Annotated in this window: 15 protein-coding genes; 12 read left to right on the top strand and 3 right to left on the bottom strand. The window is 38.9% G+C overall.

The window, feature by feature from the left end; genetic code table 11:
• Position 1: 1 nt before the first annotated feature.
• The 3 genes from FVA69_RS14210 to ybfF all read right to left on the bottom strand — a co-directional run bounded on the left by FVA69_RS14210 (position 2) and on the right by ybfF (position 4,457).
• Positions 2-1,330 (bottom strand): HlyD family type I secretion periplasmic adaptor subunit, encoded by a 1,329-nt coding sequence (locus tag FVA69_RS14210; RefSeq protein WP_164528987.1) that lies wholly within the window; start codon positions 1,328-1,330, stop codon positions 2-4.
• Complete coding sequence (locus tag FVA69_RS14205) at positions 1,327-3,432, bottom strand: peptidase domain-containing ABC transporter (protein ID WP_164528986.1); 2,106 nt, start codon at positions 3,430-3,432, stop codon at positions 1,327-1,329. Before FVA69_RS14205 ends, FVA69_RS14210 begins: the two co-directional genes overlap by 4 nt.
• 242 nt (positions 3,433-3,674) lie before the next feature.
• Entirely contained in the window at positions 3,675-4,457 is a 783-nt protein-coding gene (gene ybfF / locus FVA69_RS14200) for an esterase (RefSeq protein WP_109911041.1), read from the bottom strand.
• 324 nt (positions 4,458-4,781) lie between these two features.
• Between ybfF and seqA the strand changes: the two genes are divergently transcribed.
• The 12 genes from seqA to lpxK all read left to right on the top strand — a co-directional run bounded on the left by seqA (position 4,782) and on the right by lpxK (position 18,493).
• Positions 4,782-5,327, top strand: coding sequence for a replication initiation negative regulator SeqA (gene seqA, locus FVA69_RS14195; protein WP_109911042.1), 546 nt, complete (start codon positions 4,782-4,784; stop codon positions 5,325-5,327).
• A 56-nt stretch (positions 5,328-5,383) separates the two neighbouring features.
• Complete coding sequence (gene pgm, locus FVA69_RS14190) at positions 5,384-7,018, top strand: phosphoglucomutase (alpha-D-glucose-1,6-bisphosphate-dependent) (RefSeq protein WP_109911043.1); 1,635 nt, start codon at positions 5,384-5,386, stop codon at positions 7,016-7,018.
• A 288-nt stretch (positions 7,019-7,306) separates the two neighbouring features.
• On the top strand, positions 7,307-8,398 hold the full coding sequence (gene serC, locus FVA69_RS14185; RefSeq protein ID WP_164528985.1) for a 3-phosphoserine/phosphohydroxythreonine transaminase: 1,092 nt from the start codon (positions 7,307-7,309) through the stop codon (positions 8,396-8,398).
• A gap of 121 nt (positions 8,399-8,519) precedes the next feature.
• Positions 8,520-9,797, top strand: a complete 1,278-nt coding sequence (gene aroA / locus FVA69_RS14180; RefSeq protein WP_164528984.1) for a 3-phosphoshikimate 1-carboxyvinyltransferase — start codon at positions 8,520-8,522, stop codon at positions 9,795-9,797.
• A 187-nt stretch (positions 9,798-9,984) separates the two neighbouring features.
• A complete protein-coding gene (cmk, locus tag FVA69_RS14175; protein ID WP_004909557.1) occupies positions 9,985-10,668 on the top strand; it encodes a (d)CMP kinase in 684 nt (227 codons plus the stop codon).
• A 173-nt stretch (positions 10,669-10,841) separates the two neighbouring features.
• Positions 10,842-12,515 carry a 30S ribosomal protein S1 gene (gene rpsA, locus FVA69_RS14170; protein WP_004909559.1) on the top strand — a complete coding sequence of 558 codons (1,674 nt, stop codon included), beginning with the start codon at positions 10,842-10,844 and terminating at the stop codon, positions 12,513-12,515.
• Between the two features lie 56 nt (positions 12,516-12,571).
• Positions 12,572-12,859: an integration host factor subunit beta gene (gene ihfB / locus FVA69_RS14165; RefSeq protein WP_004256221.1), complete on the top strand. Its 288-nt coding sequence runs from the start codon at positions 12,572-12,574 to the stop codon at positions 12,857-12,859.
• Between the two features lie 34 nt (positions 12,860-12,893).
• Positions 12,894-13,148 (top strand): hypothetical protein, encoded by a 255-nt coding sequence (locus FVA69_RS21705; protein ID WP_164528983.1) that lies wholly within the window; start codon positions 12,894-12,896, stop codon positions 13,146-13,148.
• 164 nt (positions 13,149-13,312) lie between these two features.
• A complete protein-coding gene (locus tag FVA69_RS14155) occupies positions 13,313-15,181 on the top strand; it encodes a DNA internalization-related competence protein ComEC/Rec2 (protein ID WP_238789247.1) in 1,869 nt (622 codons plus the stop codon).
• Positions 15,141-15,716 carry an MBL fold metallo-hydrolase gene (locus tag FVA69_RS21395; RefSeq protein WP_238789246.1) on the top strand — a complete coding sequence of 192 codons (576 nt, stop codon included), beginning with the start codon at positions 15,141-15,143 and terminating at the stop codon, positions 15,714-15,716. Before FVA69_RS14155 ends, FVA69_RS21395 begins: the two co-directional genes overlap by 41 nt.
• Positions 15,717-15,752: 36 nt before the next feature.
• Positions 15,753-17,498 (top strand): lipid A ABC transporter ATP-binding protein/permease MsbA, encoded by a 1,746-nt coding sequence (gene msbA, locus FVA69_RS14150; RefSeq protein ID WP_004909568.1) that lies wholly within the window; start codon positions 15,753-15,755, stop codon positions 17,496-17,498.
• Positions 17,495-18,493 (top strand): tetraacyldisaccharide 4'-kinase, encoded by a 999-nt coding sequence (lpxK, locus tag FVA69_RS14145; RefSeq protein ID WP_004909572.1) that lies wholly within the window; start codon positions 17,495-17,497, stop codon positions 18,491-18,493. The genes msbA and lpxK overlap by 4 nt, the downstream gene beginning before the upstream one ends.
• The last annotated feature ends 85 nt before the right edge of the window (positions 18,494-18,578 follow it).

Below are 18,578 nucleotides of genomic sequence, written 5' to 3'. Positions count from 1 at the left end.
ATTATTTTTCTCTCATCGCGTTTGAGGTGTATTCATTAATAGGGCTAAGCAAGTAGTCAATAATACGGCGTTTATCCGTTTTTATTTCTGCCACAATGGATAAACCGGGAGTCAGTTCAATAGATTCACCATCAACGGATAGTTCTTTTTGGTTAAGACCAATTTGCCCTAAGAACACTAATCCAAGCTTTTCATCGTGAGTACTGTCGCGCGATATGGAAATCACTTCACCTTCAATCGTGCCATAACGTGTGTAAGGGAACGCATCTATTTTCACCTCTGCTCTCAACCCTTCATGGATGAACCCAATGTCTTTGTTCAAGATTTTAATTTCAGCTAATTGAACATTATTGTTAGGAACAACAGCCATTAGTTGCTGTGCGGGTTGCAATACAGCTCCTAAAGTGTGTGTAGCAAGCTGTTGAATAGTGCCATCAACGGGGGCTCGTATAATTTCTAATTGATTTCTTTCTTTATTTTTTAATAGTTCTTGCTCAAGAGAAGCTCGTTTAAAGTCAGCTTGTTTGTATTTCTCATCCCACTCTTGGTTTTTTTGGGCTTTTATCCGGTCTATTTTTTCATTTAAGGCATGGTGCTGGCTTTTCAGAATTGAAAGCTCAGATAATTTGGTCACTTTTTCTTTTTTAGCGATTAATAGCTCTCGCTCTTGTTCTAAAAATTCCTTTTGACTGATTAACTGTTTTTCAGTTAACGAATGGTGTGCATCGAGGCGTTTTTTGATATTGACAATAAGGGAGTTGATGGTAAGTAATTCATCTTTTCGGGCTTGTTGATTGACGGTATTCAATTGAATTTCATTATTAAGTTCATTCATTAATGAATCAAATTCTAATTTTTGTGTTTGATAGCTAGCCCGCGTGTTGTTTTGCTCTAGTTCAGTTAATTGATTAAATAGAGGTAACTGCTCAATAGGCTGTTGTGAAATCAATGCTTGATAAATTACTATTTCGGCCAAATGGAAGTTGTGTTGATAATTTAAACTTAGAATATCTTGGTCAACACCTAACACATTGACGGTAATTAAAGGATCGCCTTGTTTTACTGTTTGCCCATCAGTAACATGAATATGTTCTAAACGGCTTAATTCAAACGCTTGAATTAATTGTGTTCGCCCTGAAACAATAAGTTTACCCTGCGTGGTGGCTTGAATATCCAACTTACCAAAAAACGACCAAGTCACAGCAAGAAAAATACCCACACTAATAGAAATAGCGACGTAAAGTGCCAAGTAAGATGGGGGAGTTTTTAATATCGCCAAGTGTGAAGGCAAAAAGCTGTTATAACGGTTTTTGTCTAATCGATGTTTCATTTTACGTCCATGTCTGATTTCAGAGACTGCTGTAGAGTCCACAAGTGTTTATAAAAATTACCTTGTTCAATAAGTTGCTGATGGCTACCTTGCTCAATGATTTCACCATGTTGCATCACAATAATCCGCTGGTGATGGCGAATGGTTGATAAGCGGTGAGCAATTGTGATGACGGTTCTTCCTTTGGCAATGAATTGCATATTTTCTTGAATAACTGCTTGGGATTCGTCGTCTAAAGCGCTAGTCGCCTCATCAAAAATAATTACTCTAGGGTTTGAAAGCAGCGTTCTAGCAATTGCAATGCGTTGGCGTTGACCGCCAGAAAGAGATGATCCCCCCTCAGCAAGAACAGTGTCGTAGCCTTTGGGTAATTTCAAAATAAATTCATGTGCTCCCGCCATTTTGGCAGCATGAACCACTTCATCCATGGAGGCATTAGGTGAGGTTTGAGCAATATTATGAAAAACAGATTGGCTGAATAAGAAATTCTCTTGCAACACAATACCAATTTGCTGACGAAGAGAGTGTAAGTTAATCGCGGATATGGGAGTGCCATCCACAAATATGGTTCCACTTTCAGGGGTATAAAGCCGTAGTAATAATTTAGCAAGAGTGCTCTTGCCTGACCCTGATGTGCCAACAATGCCAATGGTTTCTCCCGCTGCAATATTTAAATTAAAGTTTTTTAGAACAAACGGCATGTTCGGTTGGTAGCGGAACGAGATATTTTTTAGGTTTAAATGCCCTTGAAGAGGTAATTTATTTTCTTGCTGAGATTGTTCGATGGGTAAGTTGATAATCTGGGAAAGTTTTTCGATAGCGACGCTCGTGCGAATATAGTCTCCCCATAGCTTGGTCAGTTTGATGAGAGGCTGGTTAGCATGGTTAACCATCATATAAAAAGCAATAAGTTGGCCAATTGTCATCTGCAATGCTAGAACTTCAGAGGCACCAACCCACAATACAATCGCACTGGTAATTTTTTCGATAGCCATTACGAGATGCTCGGAACGGGAGCTAATTTGTCCTGCTACAAAGTTAGTTTGGCTCATATCTGAGGTTTGACCATCCCAGCGACGCGTAAAATTCGGTTCGACGGATAAACTTTTGGCGGTTTCTATCCCATTAATACTTTCGGTCAAAAAAGAGGTATTAATGGCGATATTAGTAAACTGTTGCTGTGCGGCAGACTCGATTTTAGGCGTTAGCCACCAAGCCAATAAAAGATAAAAAGGAATAGAGCACAAAAATATTATTGTGAGTGTTGTGGATATTAAATTCATAACGAAAATGAATACAAATAAAAACAACACATCAACACATAGCGTGAAAAAACTACTGGTTAAAAATTCGCGAATAGTTTCGAGCTCTTTTACGCGAGTGACAATCGCGCCTATTTGCCTACTTTTAAAAAAGGGAATAGGCAATTTCAATAAATGATTAACTAGCTTTAAGCCGAGTGTCATATCAATACGGTTAACTGTATGATGATAAATATATTCACGTAACCCTTTTAACGTTACTTCTATTAGTGCAGCAACCATTAACCCAAAGATTAAAACGTCCAAGGTGACTAAGCTATTATGAACGAGCACCTTATCCATAATCACTTGCATAACAATAGGGGAGACTAATGCGAGGATTTGCAATATAAATGAAAAAAATAAAACCCACAAAATAATGGATTTGTATTTCATAAATTCAGCTTGGAACCAAGTGATGTCAAATTGCCCTTGTTTAAGGCTTACCTGTAACCAATGGCCACTCCATTGTTGGTTTAGCTCGTCAATGCTCCATATCTCTGGCGGTTTATTCCCAAATTGCTGAATGAGAACTTGTTCTTGATTGCGGTTAGCTAATAGAAAAGCTTCGCCTTTGGTATTATATAAAATTGCTGGGCAAACGATTTTAGCTATATTTTTATCTTTCTGATATTTATTCCTACAGCGAATGTTGTGTTTCGATTTAATAATGTTAATTTTTTCATTATAACCAATAGATTGATTGAGTGTTTGTTCTAGTTCTTTAGGATTTACTTGCCCTGATAACTTAGCAATGACACTAATGAAATATAATGTTGATTTTGATTTTAGACTATCCATTTTCTATATTAATAAATTCCTTAAGTTATTTGAATTTTTAAATCCAAACTTGCATTAATAAAATATGCACTAGATAGTAATAAGGTAGAGTAGAATTTGGATAATACAGGGTTTATAATTCGCTGTGTATTGAAGTTAGTCTTATTGTGTAATTAATAAAGTAATTATATTTAACTACAAATATATTTAAAGATATTGAAAAGATACATGTCTTTCCAATATCTATATTTAAATATGATTAATTATTCAGGATCAGGAATAGATAAAAAGCGATGGATAGCTCTTAATACATGGTCTGGTTTTTCTGCATGAACCCAGTGGCCCGTATCGGCGACAACCCATGCTTTGGCTTGTGGAAATTGTTGCGCTATTTGCTCTTTATATTCCGCTTGCACATAAGGGGAGTTTCCTCCGGGGATTAACAATACGGGTTTATTCCAAGCGGGTACGGTTTCCCAACCAATAATATGTTCATAATTCGCTTTGAGGGCAGGCAAATTAAATTTCCATTCACCTTGTTTAAAAGATTTAAGCAGAAATTGGATAACGCCATCTTCGTTAATGTAATCACGCATAATCACGGTAGCTTCTTGGCGAGTTTTCGCATTTTTTTCCGTGACGGCATCAAGAGCCGCAAATATTTTATCATGACGACGGACTTGGTAAGCGACTGGCGCCATATCAATAGCAACGATGCTATCAATAAAATTAGGGGCGATTGCAGTTGCAGCCATGGCTATTTTGCCACCCATTGAGTGACCAATTAAAATAGCATTTTCGTACCCTAAAGATTTTATTAATGTAATAACATCTTGGGCCATTTGCTGGTAACTCATTTGCTCATCACGGAATGAGTCACCGTGATTACGAACATCAATTTGAATCGTATCGAAATATTGTTGTAAATTACGACCTAAAACACCTAAGTTATTGAGGTCACCAAATAACCCATGTATGAGTACTATAGGGCTATTTGAGATTGGATTTTCAGGTTTATGGATAGTATGGTTAAGTAACACAGTCATATTTATTTGATCAATTCGTCAGTGGTACATGTGGTCTTATCATGTCACGGCTCTGAGTAAAATCCAAATGGTCGAATAAACGGCTATCTTGGCTGAGGTAAGTTAATAGTCGATAACTAGGAGGTTTATAGCCAATAAATTTCAGAAAATTGAATTCGCTCACGGAAGTAAAATATTGAAATTAATGGCATGATAACCCACTGAATTATCTTTGAACTTAGAAAAGTGTTTACTTTAAGTTATTGAAATTTTAATTGTTTTGTTTTTTTTAAATCTGTCTTATAATCACACCGCAAATTTTAGTTAAATAAGTACTGGGAAAAAATGAAAACGATAGAAGTTGATGAAGAGCTTTACCGCTATATTGCGAGCCATACACAGCATATCGGTGAAAGTGCATCGGATATTTTGCGCCGTATGTTAAATTTCAAATCCGGGCAGCCAGTACAAGCAAAAGAAATTAGTCAGGAACATGCCGTCATTAAGGCTGAACCTGCGATGAGTACACCCGCTGTTGCATTAAATCCTGTTAGAGTCATTAGAGAGCTTCTGTTATCTGACGCTTATGCAGAAAAAAGTAAAGCGATTGACCGCTTTATGTTGATTTTATCTACCTTATATAGTTTAGATTCAAATCGTTTTGCGAGTGCAACAGAGTTAATGCATGGCCGAACTCGTATTTATTTTGCTGGTGATGAGCAAACATTACTTGCAGCTGGCAAGCAATCTAAGCCGCGTCATATACCAGGAACACCCTATTGGGTGATCACAAATACGAATACTAATCGTAAGCGTAGTATGGTTGATGCAATCATGCAGGAAATGCAATTTCCAGCCAATGTGATTGAAAAAGTTTGTAATACTATTTAAAAACTGACAGGCCACTGGTGTTGATAACAAAGCATCAGTGCTTTGGGAGAAAACAAGTGACAATACATGAACGTGCAGGGCAGCTTCCGTTTCAAAGTGACTTGATCAATGTCGCTCAATTAACCGCTCAATATTATACGCAGCAACCACAACCTGGAAATGCATCTCAGGCTGTTAAGTTTGGAACATCAGGGCATCGCGGTAGCTCATTGCGTAAAAACTTTAATGAAAACCATATACTAGCCATTGCACAAGCAATTGCTGATTTACGCAAAAAGCAAGGCGTAACAGGCCCTTGCTTTGTGGGCAAAGACACCCATGCGTTATCAGAAGCGGCATTTATGACTGTGGTTGAAGTGTTAGCGGCAAATCAGGTTCATGTTATTGTTCAGGAGAATAATGGGTTTACTCCAACTCCAGCTATCTCTCACGCTATCTTAAGTTATAACCAATCACACCAAGATATTGCAGATGGCATTGTGATTACACCATCACATAACCCACCTGAAGATGGCGGTATTAAATACAACCCAGCAAATGGCGGGCCGGCTGATACCGATTTAACCTCTGTGATTGAGAAAAATGCCAACCAATTGCTAGCCAATAACCTCGAAGGTGTAAAACGAGTCAGTTTTGATACAGCAATGACAAGCGAATATGTGACCCAGCAAGACTTAATCATGCCTTATGTCTGTGCATTGGGTGATGTTGTTGATATGCAAGCAATTGCTAAGTCAGGTTTAAAAATTGGTGTTGACCCTCTAGGCGGCTCCGGTATTGAATATTGGAAAAAAATTGCAGAATATTATCAACTCGATATTGAAATCGTAAACGACCAACTCGACCAAACTTTCCGCTTTATGCCACTTGACCATGATGGTGTTATTCGCATGGATTGCTCATCCAGTTGGGCGATGGCGGGTTTGCTTGGGATGAAAGAAAAATTTGATCTTGCGTTTGCCAATGACCCAGATTACGACCGTCATGGCATCGTCACGCCAGATGGTTTAATGAATCCAAATCACTATCTTGCTGTTGCTATTGATTATTTATTTCAACATCGTCCTCAATGGGGTAAAGATGTTGCGGTCGGAAAAACATTGGTCTCGAGCGCCATGATTGACCGTGTGGTTAATGACATCGGTCGTGAACTAGTCGAAGTACCTGTAGGGTTCAAATGGTTTGTTGATGGCTTATTTAGCGGTAAATTAGGTTTTGGTGGCGAAGAAAGCGCTGGAGCATCGTTCTTAAAATTTGATGGCACACCGTGGTCAACGGATAAAGACGGTATCATTCTTTGCCTACTCGCAGCTGAAATTACGGCTGTTACAGGTGAAAATCCTCAACAACGTTATAATAATCTCGCTAAGAAATTCGGCGCGCCGATTTATAACCGTATCCAAGCGAAAGCCACTCACGAAGAAAAAGTAAAGCTAAGTAAATTATCACCTGAAATGGTTGCAGCAGATACATTGGCGGGAGATAAAATTACACAGCGTTTAACCGCTGCGCCAGGTAACAATGCACCAATCGGCGGTTTAAAAATCATGACGGATTATGGCTGGTTTGCAGCAAGGCCATCAGGCACGGAAGAAGCCTATAAAATTTATTGTGAAAGTTTCCGTGGTGAAGAGCACTTACGTCAAATAGAAAAAGAAGCGATTGAAATCGTAAGCAAAGTTATTCGCTAATTTTTAATCCTCAATAAAAGACATATTCAATGAATATCCCGAAATACAGCGCAATGACGTAATTCGGGATATTATCGCTTATTTATTGTTAATTTCTCCATAAAATGATGCTTGTCGAGAGTGTGACAAGATTAACAAAATTCTTTTCCTCATTATCAAAAAATAACCCCTCTTTCTTTTTTGGACTTGCTGACAATAACCGTTGCAGCTAAAGGCTTGGAGTGGTACAACTTTAACTATCTGAGTGAATTTTATTAACCATAATTGAAGATGGATAGGGTGAGGTCAATGAGTCAGGTTTATAATTTCAGTGCAGGTCCAGCTATGCTACCTGTTGAAGTCATGCGTCGTGCTGAACAAGAATTTTGTAATTGGAAGGGGTTAGGCGTTTCTGTGATGGAAGTGAGTCACCGCGGAAAAGACTTTGTCGAAGTGGCAACAGAAGCAGAGCAAAATCTACGTGATTTATTAAACATCCCTGATAACTATAAAGTTTTATTTTGTCACGGCGGGGCACGGGCCCATTTTGCAACGTTACCAATGAATTTATTAGGTGATAAAACGACAGCAGACTATATTGTAAGCGGCTATTGGTCCGAGTCTGCAGCAAAAGAAGCTGAAAAATACTGCTCTCCTAATGTGATTCAAATTACTGAAGAAAAAGACGGTGTAGTGAGTTTAAAACCCATGAAAGAATGGCCATTAAGTGATGATGCAGCTTATGTCCATTATTGCCCAAATGAAACCATAGGCGGTTTAGCTATTCATGAGGAACCTGACTTCCCTGAAGATAAAATTATTGTTGCTGACTATTCCTCTTCTATCTTATCTAAACCGATTGATGTAAGCCGTTATGGTGTAATTTATGCAGGGGCTCAAAAAAATATTGGGCCAGCAGGACTAACTATCGTTATTATCCGAGAAGACCTACTCGGTAAAGCTTCACCTCAGACTCCATCCGTATTTGATTACACGGTATTAGCAAAACATGATTCAATGTTTAATACTCCACCGACTTTCGCTTGGTATCTCGCAGGTATGGTCTTCAAATGGTTAAAAGAGCAAGGCGGTTTGCAAGAAATGGCTAAGCGTAATTATGAAAAATCACAATTACTCTACAATGCAATTGATGATAGCCAGTTCTATATTAACCGTGTTGCAGTTCAAAACCGTTCTTGGATGAATGTACCGTTCCAAATGCAAAATCCAGCCCTTGATGCGAAATTTATTGACGAAGCCAAAGAACAAGGCTTACTTTCGCTGAAAGGCCACAAAGTGGCTGGTGGTATGCGTGCATCAATCTATAATGCGATGCCATTAGCGGGAGTTCAGGCTTTGGTTGACTTTATGGCTGATTTTGAACGTCATAACGCTCAATAATGAGATTTGCCGACTGAAATAGGATGTTCAGTCGGTTATTTGTGCTCTTTGTATTTGACTTAAAAGAAAATAGAGCCAAATTTTATTTACTTGCAAAACTTCACTGGAGAAACTGCTTTTTATGCAATCCCTGACATTACAACCTATTCCTTCAATTAACGGCACAATTAATTTGCCAGGGTCAAAAAGTGTCTCAAACCGCGCACTGTTATTAGCAGCGATGGCTAAAGGAACGACCACACTCACTAATTTATTGGACAGTGATGATATTCGCCATATGCTGAATGCATTAACCCAGTTAGGTGTTAGCTACCAACTGTCTGAAGATAAAACACGTTGTCGTGTGGAAGGTTTAGGCGGAAATTTATCTCATCCAGATGAGCTAGAAATATTTTTAGGCAATGCGGGAACGGCAATGCGCCCACTGACTGCAGCACTATCACTAAGCCGTAATAATATTATTTTAACGGGTGAGCCTCGCATGAAAGAGCGCCCAATTGGGCACTTGGTCGATGCATTAATGGAAGGTGGTGCAGAGATTGAATATTTGGAACAAGAAAACTACCCGCCACTACGTTTAAAAGGTGGTTTTATCGGTGGTCAAATTTCAGTCGATGGGTCTGTTTCCAGCCAGTTTTTAACTGCGCTGTTAATGGCGGCTCCACGTGCAGAGCAAGACACAACAATTACAATTATTGGCGAGTTAGTCTCCAAACCTTACATTGATATCACATTAGCATTAATGAAAACGTTCGGTGTTAATGTCGAAAATCATCAATATGAATATTTCGTTATCAAAGGGCAGCAACAATACCAATCACCAGGCGAATATTTAGTGGAAGGTGATGCTTCATCAGCGTCTTATTTCCTCGCTGCGGCCGCCATTAAGGGGGGCGTAGTGCGTGTAACAGGAATTGGGCGCAATAGTTTGCAAGGGGACACTAAATTTGCCAACGTATTAGAAAAAATGGGCGCGACTATTCGTTGGGGTGATGACTACGTTGAATGTGAACGCGGAACATTGACGGGCATTGACATGGATATGAATGCGATTCCTGATGCGGCAATGACTATTGGCACCGTCGCTCTATTTGCTGAAGGCGAAACAGTGATACGTAATATCTATAACTGGCGAGTAAAAGAGACCGACAGGTTATATGCGATGGCGACAGAGCTGAGAAAAGTTGGTGCTGAAGTGGAAGAAGGGCATGATTATATTCGTGTGGTTCCACCGAAAAAATTACAGCATGCTGTAATTGAAACCTATAACGACCATCGTATTGCGATGTGTTTTTCATTAGTTGCGTTATCAGATACGCCAGTAACAATTTTGGATCCGGGCTGCACGGCAAAAACATTTCCTGATTACTTCGAACAGCTGGCACGTTTAAGTCATTAATTTATTGATTAGGTTGATATTACTTTGTTTGATATCAACCTAATTTTTATGGTTCAAATATCAATTTTTTCTTATTTTTTAGCAATCATCAGAACCTGCTTATTTCACAAATCTACTGAATTGGTATAATACTTTCACAGATTTTAATTGCGGGTAGCTCGGCTATTTGCAGAAAAGGAGATTTTTTATGGTGGCGATAGCCCCTGTAATCACCGTTGATGGACCAAGCGGAGCAGGTAAAGGTACACTTTGCCAAGCATTAGCAAACGAATTTGGGTGGCAACTTTTAGACTCAGGCGCAATTTATCGTGTATTAGCGTTAGCTGCGTTACATCACCATGTTGATATCCAATCCGAAGATGCGTTAGTTCCTTTGGCTGCAAATTTAGATGTGAAATTTGTTCCTGAAGACAATGTACTGAAAGTCATTCTGGAAGGGGAAGATGTTTCAAATCAAATTAGAACCGAAACAGTAGGAAATACGGCATCCCAAACAGCAACTTTTCCTCGCGTACGTGAAGCTTTACTTCGACGCCAACGTGCATTTAGAACACTACCTGGGCTTATTGCTGATGGCCGTGATATGGGAACGGTGGTTTTCCCCGATGCACCAGTAAAAATTTTTCTTGATGCCTCAGCTGAAGAACGGGCTCATCGGCGGATGAAGCAGTTGCAAGAGAAAGGTTTTGATGTTAATTTTGAACGTCTTTTGAGCGAAATTGAAGAACGTGATTTTCGTGATCGTAACCGTTCTGTTGCCCCCCTTATTGCCGCGAAAGACGCATTAGTGCTGGATTCCACAAGTATGTCTATTGGGGAAGTTATTGAAAAAGCACACACCTATGCAAAAAAAATTCTACAATTATCGTGATAATAGGCTTTATTTTAGCTTATAATTAGATAATATACGCAGTTATCGCTATGTGATTATATTATTAGCATAGCATCAACCTTGCGACATGGAATGTTGTGGGGTATGTGAAACAACCCCATTTGGCGGGAAGCTAAGTGGACGTTAATTTAAAACTCTTGAAGATCATTAATATGACTGAATCTTTTGCTCAACTCTTTGAAGAATCCCTGCAGAATATTGAAACTCGTCCTGGTTCTATCGTCCGTGGTACTGTTGTTGCCATCGATAAAGACGTAGTCCTTGTTGACGCAGGTCTTAAATCAGAATCTGCTATCCCAGTAGAACAGTTCAAAAATGCTCAGGGTGAGCTAGAAATCCAAGTTGGCGATGAAATCGATGTAGCTCTGGATGCAGTAGAAGATGGTTTCGGTGAAACTATCCTGTCTCGTGAGAAAGCTAAACGTCATGAAGCATGGCTGATGCTGGAAAAAGCTTACGAAGAAGCTGAAACTGTAACTGGTGTTATCAACGGTAAAGTTAAAGGTGGTTTCACTGTTGAACTGAACGGTATTCGTGCGTTCTTACCAGGTTCACTGGTTGATGTACGTCCAGTTCGTGATACTACTCACTTGGAAGGCAAAGAGCTTGAGTTCAAAGTAATCAAGCTGGATCAGAAACGCAACAACGTTGTTGTTTCTCGTCGTGCTGTAATTGAATCTGAAAGCAGCGCTGAGCGCGATCAACTGCTGGAAAATCTGCAAGAAGGCATGGAAGTTAAAGGTATCGTTAAGAACCTTACTGACTACGGTGCATTCGTTGATCTGGGCGGTGTTGACGGCCTGCTGCATATCACTGACATGGCTTGGAAACGTGTTAAACACCCAAGCGAAATCGTCAACGTTGGTGATGAAATCAATGTTAAAGTTCTGAAATTCGACCGTGAGCGCACTCGTGTTTCTCTGGGTCTGAAACAACTGGGCGAAGATCCTTGGGTCGCAATCGCTAAACGTTACCCAGAAGGTACTAAACTGACTGGTCGCGTTACTAACCTGACTGACTATGGCTGCTTCGTAGAAATCGAAGAAGGCGTTGAAGGTCTGGTTCACGTTTCAGAAATGGATTGGACTAACAAAAACATTCACCCATCTAAAGTTGTTAATGTTGGTGATGTTGTTGAAGTTATGGTTCTGGATATCGATGAAGAACGTCGTCGTATCTCACTGGGCCTGAAACAGTGCAAATCTAACCCATGGCAGCAATTTGCTGAGACTCACAACAAAGGCGACCGCGTTGAAGGTAAAATCAAGTCTATCACTGACTTCGGTATCTTCATTGGTCTGGACGGCGGCATCGATGGCCTGGTTCACCTGTCTGACATCTCCTGGAACGTTGCAGGCGAAGAAGCAGTTCGTGAATACAAAAAAGGTGATGAAATCGCAGCTGTTGTTCTGCAAGTCGACGCAGAGCGTGAGCGTATTTCTTTAGGTGTTAAACAGTTAGCTGAAGATCCATTCAATAACTACTTAGCAGCAACTAAGAAAGGCGCAATCGTGACTGGTAAAGTAATCGCAGTTGATGCTAAAGGTGCAACTGTTGAGCTGACACTGGGCGTTGAAGGTTACCTGCGTGCATCAGAAGCTTCACGTGACCGTGTTGAAGATGCAACTCTGGTTCTGAACGTTGGTGATGATGTTGAAGCTAAATACACTGGTGTTGATCGTAAAAACCGTGTAATCAACCTGTCTGTTCGCGCTAAAGACGAAGCTGATGAGAAAGACGCTGTCGCAGCTGTGAACAAACAAGAAGATACAGCATTCGGCAACAATGCTATGGCTGAAGCTTTCAAAGCAGCTAAAGGCGAATAATTAAGTGGGGACAACAGTAGTGTTGTCCCTTTGTAACGGTAGTTTAGGGAGGTACTATGACCAAGTCTGAATTAATTGAAAGACTGGCTAGCCAGCAGTCTCATCTTTCAGCAAAAACCGTTGAGGAAGCTGTAAAGGAAATTCTTGAGCATATGGCGGATACGTTAGCTAACGGTGAACGTATTGAAGTCCGTGGTTTCGGCAGTTTTTCTCTTCACTACCGTGCTCCACGCGTTGGCCGTAACCCGAAAACTGGTGATAAAGTGGAACTAGAAGGTAAATATGTTCCTCATTTTAAACCAGGTAAAGAATTACGTGATCGTGTAAATATTTACGGCCAATAATTAGGCTGTAAATCTTAATTATTACATCAAAACAGTGCTTGTATTCTATACGGCACTGTTTTTTATATCTAACCAACACCAACACCAACACCAACACCAACACCAACACCAACACCAACACCAACACCAACACCAACACCAACACCAACACCAACACCAACACCAACACCAACACCAACACCAACACCAACACCAACACCAACACCAACACCAACACCAACACCAACACCAACACCAACACCTCTCTATATTTATAAAAAATATTAAAACCAATTCAAAACCATATTGAGTGGTATATCCATATTTTGCGAAGCTCCTCGCAAACGAATATGTACTTTTTTGTCGGTGAAAAATATATTGGAAAGCGCTACGTAAAATAAAAGAAGGAAACTTTAAAAAAATAATAGAAATAAATAAACTAAAGCGAATAAATGCTATGTAGGGATACAAAAATTGATAGAAAATATCATCTACATAATAAGATGGCTAAACAATCGACTCGAAAAATATAATTCAATCTTTAGTAAAAGTTTACCTGTTTCGATAACAATGGCTTCTATTGCATTGATTTTTGGTACGTTACCACTTTTATTTATACCTAAAATTATAATGTTGAGTGAATTGTTATTTGTTTTTTTATTTTTTACGTTGATAATAATGTTTTTTGTATTTGGTAAGTTAGGTAAATTTTTAGCATTAATTATTATGTTTTTCCTGTGGGGTAATTGGCATGGAGTTAACATTATTAATCATGTTAATTATCTATCTAACCAAAATAATGATATTGATGTGATTATTATTGGTACTCCTTTGAATAACAAAGAGCAAAAAATCAAAGTACGTATTGAAAAAATTAACAACCGTATTGTTTTTCCGCCTTTATATGCTACATGGAAAACAAAAGAATCTGTTTGCGCAGGGCAATCTTGGCGAATCAATGGTAAAGTAAGGCCATTGCACAGCTCACTAAATGAAGGTGGATTTAATCTACAACGCTACTATTTAGCTAATAGAATTATAGGGGTTTTGAAAAGCCAAAAAGTAAAACCATTACAAATGAGGTGTTCTGTAAGGCAAAAAATCATTTATAACTACATGGAACTAATTAATCCATTGTCTAATAAAGGAGTTATTTATGGGTTAATGTTTGGTGATAGAAGTTTATTAGCCGCAGATCAAGCCTATTTACTACAAAAAACGGGCTTAACACATTTAATGGCCATATCAGGTTTGCATATTGGCTTAGCTTACTTGTTTGGTATTTTTATTACTCGAGGAATTCAATATTTTTTACCAATAAAATATATCAATGAAATACTACCAACAGTAATAGGTTTGGGGTTAGCTGTTTTTTATGCGTGGATCTCGGGGTTTGCTATCCCTGCGACTCGAGCATTATTTGCCTTACTATTATGGATATATATTAAAAATAAACCAGCAAGGTATTTTGTTTGGCAATGGGCTCTTTGGAGTATAGCGGGAATATTATTATTTGATCCATTGGCGATTTTGTCAGATAGTTTTTGGTTGTCTAGTTTCGCTGTTCTAGCCATTCTTTATTGGTTATCGATATTTCCACTACCATATCATTTAGCTAAAGGTGTTCAGGGAAAAATTATAGGATTAATACACTTACAAATTGGCTTACTAGTATTACTTATTCCAATGCAACTTATCATATTTAATGGTATTAACATAATGGGTTTAGTGGCTAACCTTTGGTTTGTCCCGCTCGTTTCCTGGTGTGTTGTTCCTGCTATTTTTGTCGTATTTTTAGTGCCAATAGAAGTAGTTCAGCAGTCGCTTTTATATGTGATAGATAGCGTTATAGCCTTAGGACTAAAACCATTACCTTATTTAAGTACTTTTTGGTCAGAATTCATCAATGTCCCCTATTATTTATTCTTAATATGTTGGCTAAGTATCATTGTCGTTTTATTTAAGTGGTATAAGCGTTATTTCGGGCTTGTTAGTTGTGTGGTTATTTTGATTTTCTTAGAAAGGGGAAGTGGTAAACAATTCAAAGAAGGCTGGAGAATGACGGTATTAGATATCGGACACGGTTTGGCAGTTGTGATAGAACAAAATAATGTGGCATTACTCTATGATACAGGTAATGCATGGAAAGGGGATAGCAATGCACAGCGTCAAATTATTCCTTTTCTTAAATATCATGATATAACCCCAATTGGAGTAATTTTAAGCCATAATCATTTAGATCACACTGGAGGGGCTAATTATTTAATCCAGCAATATCCATGGCTAAGTGTAAGAAGTAGTTTTGGGCCACAAAAAACTTCGGCATACAGGAAAAAAAAATAATAAACTTAATAAGATAAAAAATATGGCTCACCTTCCATGTTTTAAAGGTCAAAAATGGCGGTGGGGAATATTAACTTTTGAAGTATTATGGCCTGAAAAGTTAGCGCCAATATCGCATAACAATGATTCTTGTGTCATTCAATTAACGGATGGCTACCATAAAATTTTATTAACAGGGGATATCGAAAAACAAGGGGAGAAATCACTTGTTGAAATGTACAAAAATCGATTACGTTCGACTCTTCTTTTCGCTCCACATCATGGAAGCAGCACTTCATCAACAGATTTATTGTTAAGAAATGTTCAACCTTCAATGGTGGTAGTATCATCAGCAAGGTATAGTGCATGGAAAATTCCATCTCCAAAAGTCTATTTTAGATATAAAAATAGTAACATTAAATGGTTAAATACAGCAGAAGATGGGCAGTTAACTTTATGGTTTAAAAAGGAAAAAATTCAGATTTCGCGTTATCGCTATGAAATTCAGCCCCGCTGGTATCATCTGTGGTTTGGCTTACCGCTATTTCCCGAGTAGAATAGTGCGCTTACATTAAGTCTGGTAATTAAAAGTATGAATGATAAAGACCTTTCGACAAAACAAACTTTTCGTCGCTTGTGGCCAATAATAGCGCCTTTTAAAGCGGGTTTAATCGTTGCAGCAATAGCACTTATCATAAACGCAGCAGGTGACGCGTTTATGATTTCTTTATTAAAACCTTTATTGGATGAAGGCTTTGATAAGGCAGATAATGACGTTTTAAAATGGCTTCCGCTCGCGGTGTTAGGATTAATGGTTGTTCGTGGTGGGTCTAGCTTTGTTTCAACCTATTGTGTTTCGTGGGTTGCAGGTAAAGTCGTGATGAACATGCGCCGTAAATTATTTGGTCATATGATGGGAATGCCGGTTAGTTTTTTTGACCAGCAATCGACAGGAACACTGTTATCTAGGATTACCTATGACTCAGAACAAGTTGCATCCTCTTCTTCTGGGGCATTAATTACAATTATTCGGGAAAGTGCTTACATCATCGGGTTGTTTGCGATGATGTTTTATTATAGCTGGCAACTCTCCCTTATTTTAATCGTGATCGCCCCCGTTGTATCAATCACTATTCGTATTGTCTCCAAACGTTTTCGTAAGATCAGTAAAAATATGCAAACGGGTATGGGGCATGTGACGGCTAGTGCTGAACAAATGTTAAAAGGCCATAAAGAAGTTTTAATTTTTGGTGGGCAGAAAGTTGAGACTGAACGTTTTAATAAAGTCAGTAACAATATGCGCCGCCAAAATATGAAAATGGTAACCGCTTCAGCAATTTCAGACCCTATTGTTCAGTTAATTGCATCATTTGCATTAGCATTTGTTCTATATGCTGCGAGTTTTCCTGAAATTCGTGATGAATTAACATCGGGTACAATTGCTGTTGTATTCTCATCAATGTTTGCATTGATGCGTCCGTTAAAATCATTAACGAATGTTAACTCTCAATTCCAACGTGGTATGGCGGCTTGCCAAACTTTATTTGCTATCTTAGATTCTGAACAAGAGAAAGATAACGGAACCAAAGTACTTAAAGAAGTTAAAGGTGATATTAAATTTGAGCATGTCACCTTTACCTATGCAACCAAAGAGCATCCTGCGTTAGACGATGTTTCGTTTACTTTGCCAGCAGGAAAATCAGTTGCTCTAGTTGGGCGATCAGGCTCAGGTAAATCCACAATTGCAAATTTGATTACTCGTTTTTATGACATTGATGAAGGGTCTATTCAAATTGATGGCCATGACATCCGCGAATACACATTGTCTTCATTACGTAGCCAAGTCGCGTTGGTTTCTCAGCATGTTTATCTATTTAACGATACGATAGCGAATAATATTGCTTATGCAACAGATGGTAGCTACAGCCGTAAGCAAATAGAGAAAGCTGCAGAAATGGCCTATGCAATGGATTTCATTGCTAAACTTGAAAAAGGTCTAGATACTGTTATTGGCGAAAATGGTGTGATGCTTTCTGGCGGACAACGTCAAAGAATAGCGATTGCTCGAGCACTTCTACGTGACGCTCCAATTCTTATTCTTGATGAGGCGACGTCTGCACTAGATACAGAGTCTGAACGTGCTATTCAAGCGGCCCTCGACGAGTTACAGAAAAATAGAACATCTTTGGTCATTGCCCACCGGTTATCGACGATAGAAAATGCGGATGAAATATTAGTTGTACAAGATGGACGAATCATTGAACGTGGTAACCATGCATCGCTATTAGCTCAAGATGGTGCATATTCACAATTACATAGTATTCAATTTAAACAATGATAGAACGTATTTGGTCTGGTAAATCATGGCTGTATCTCTTATTACTGCCGTTATCTTTCCTTTATGGGTTAGTAACGGTAATTAGAGATATGGTTTATAAAATCGGGCTAAAACGTTCATGGAAAGCCCCAATTCCAGTAGTAGTGGTTGGAAACCTGACAGCGGGGGGAAATGGTAAAACCCCTGTTGTTATCTGGTTAGTGGAATCACTTACTAAAGAAGGCTACCGTGTAGGGGTTGTTTCTCGAGGTTATGGTGGTAAATCTGAAAAGTACCCGCTGATACTCGATGAAACAACGACAACTGAAGTTGCAGGAGATGAGCCCGTATTAATTTTTCATCGTACTAAATCTCCTGTAGCGGTTGCCCCCAAGCGTAGTGATGCAGTTAAAGCCTTATTAGAGAAATTTCCATTAGATGTGATTATTACTGATGATGGGTTGCAACATTATGCTTTGCAACGTGACTACGAAATTGTCGTTATTGATGGTCAACGTCGGTTTGGTAATGGTTGGTGGTTACCTGCAGGGCCTATGCGCGAAAGGGCTGGGCGTTTGAAAAGTGTTAATGCTGTTGTTGTTAACGGCGGTGAAGCTCAAGAAAATGAAGCCTTAATGGCCCTTGAAGGTGATGTTGCTTGTAACCTTGTTAGTGGGGAAAAACGAGCGGTTACACAATTACCTGCGGTTATCGCAATGGCAGGCATTGGTCATCCACCTCGTTTTTTTACCTCATTAGAAAACAAAGGGGTAGACGTCATTAACACTCATGCTTTTGCTGACCACCAGTCATATGAATTAAAACAGCTTTCACGGTTAGTTAAAAATGAACAAAACTTATTAATGACTGAAAAGGATGCGGTGAAATGCCGTGCTTTTGCTCAGCCGAATTGGTGGTTCCTGCCAGTCCAAGCACAATTACAGACAACTGATGCTGAAAAAATCTTAAGCGGAATAAAAAAACTTATCACAAATAACAAAAAAACTTGTCTATAACGTTTCTCTGTGATAATAATATCGCCAATGTGATATAGATCCACTTATTATGTATCTAGATGCAATACATTGATAATTGGATTTT

It is taken from the genome of Providencia sp. PROV004 (assembly GCF_011045615.1).
Taxonomy (GTDB): Bacteria; Pseudomonadota; Gammaproteobacteria; order Enterobacterales; family Enterobacteriaceae; genus Providencia; species Providencia rettgeri.
The sequence above is the reverse complement of the archived record's forward strand: the minus strand, read 5'-3'. Positions and strand labels throughout refer to the sequence as shown.

Excerpts from the sequence above, each read along its gene's own strand:
- FVA69_RS14210 (WP_164528987.1), bottom strand. The coding sequence starts at position 1,330 with ATGAAACATCGATTAGACAAAAACCGTTATAACAGCTTTTTGCCTTCA.
- FVA69_RS14205 (WP_164528986.1), bottom strand. The coding sequence starts at position 3,432 with ATGGATAGTCTAAAATCAAAATCAACATTATATTTCATTAGTGTCATT.
- ybfF (WP_109911041.1), bottom strand. The coding sequence starts at position 4,457 with ATGACTGTGTTACTTAACCATACTATCCATAAACCTGAAAATCCAATC.
- seqA (WP_109911042.1), top strand. The coding sequence starts at position 4,782 with ATGAAAACGATAGAAGTTGATGAAGAGCTTTACCGCTATATTGCGAGC.
- serC (WP_164528985.1), top strand. The coding sequence starts at position 7,307 with ATGAGTCAGGTTTATAATTTCAGTGCAGGTCCAGCTATGCTACCTGTT.
- aroA (WP_164528984.1), top strand. The coding sequence starts at position 8,520 with ATGCAATCCCTGACATTACAACCTATTCCTTCAATTAACGGCACAATT.
- cmk (WP_004909557.1), top strand. The coding sequence starts at position 9,985 with ATGGTGGCGATAGCCCCTGTAATCACCGTTGATGGACCAAGCGGAGCA.
- rpsA (WP_004909559.1), top strand. The coding sequence starts at position 10,842 with ATGACTGAATCTTTTGCTCAACTCTTTGAAGAATCCCTGCAGAATATT.
- ihfB (WP_004256221.1), top strand. The coding sequence starts at position 12,572 with ATGACCAAGTCTGAATTAATTGAAAGACTGGCTAGCCAGCAGTCTCAT.
- msbA (WP_004909568.1), top strand. The coding sequence starts at position 15,753 with ATGAATGATAAAGACCTTTCGACAAAACAAACTTTTCGTCGCTTGTGG.
- lpxK (WP_004909572.1), top strand. The coding sequence starts at position 17,495 with ATGATAGAACGTATTTGGTCTGGTAAATCATGGCTGTATCTCTTATTA.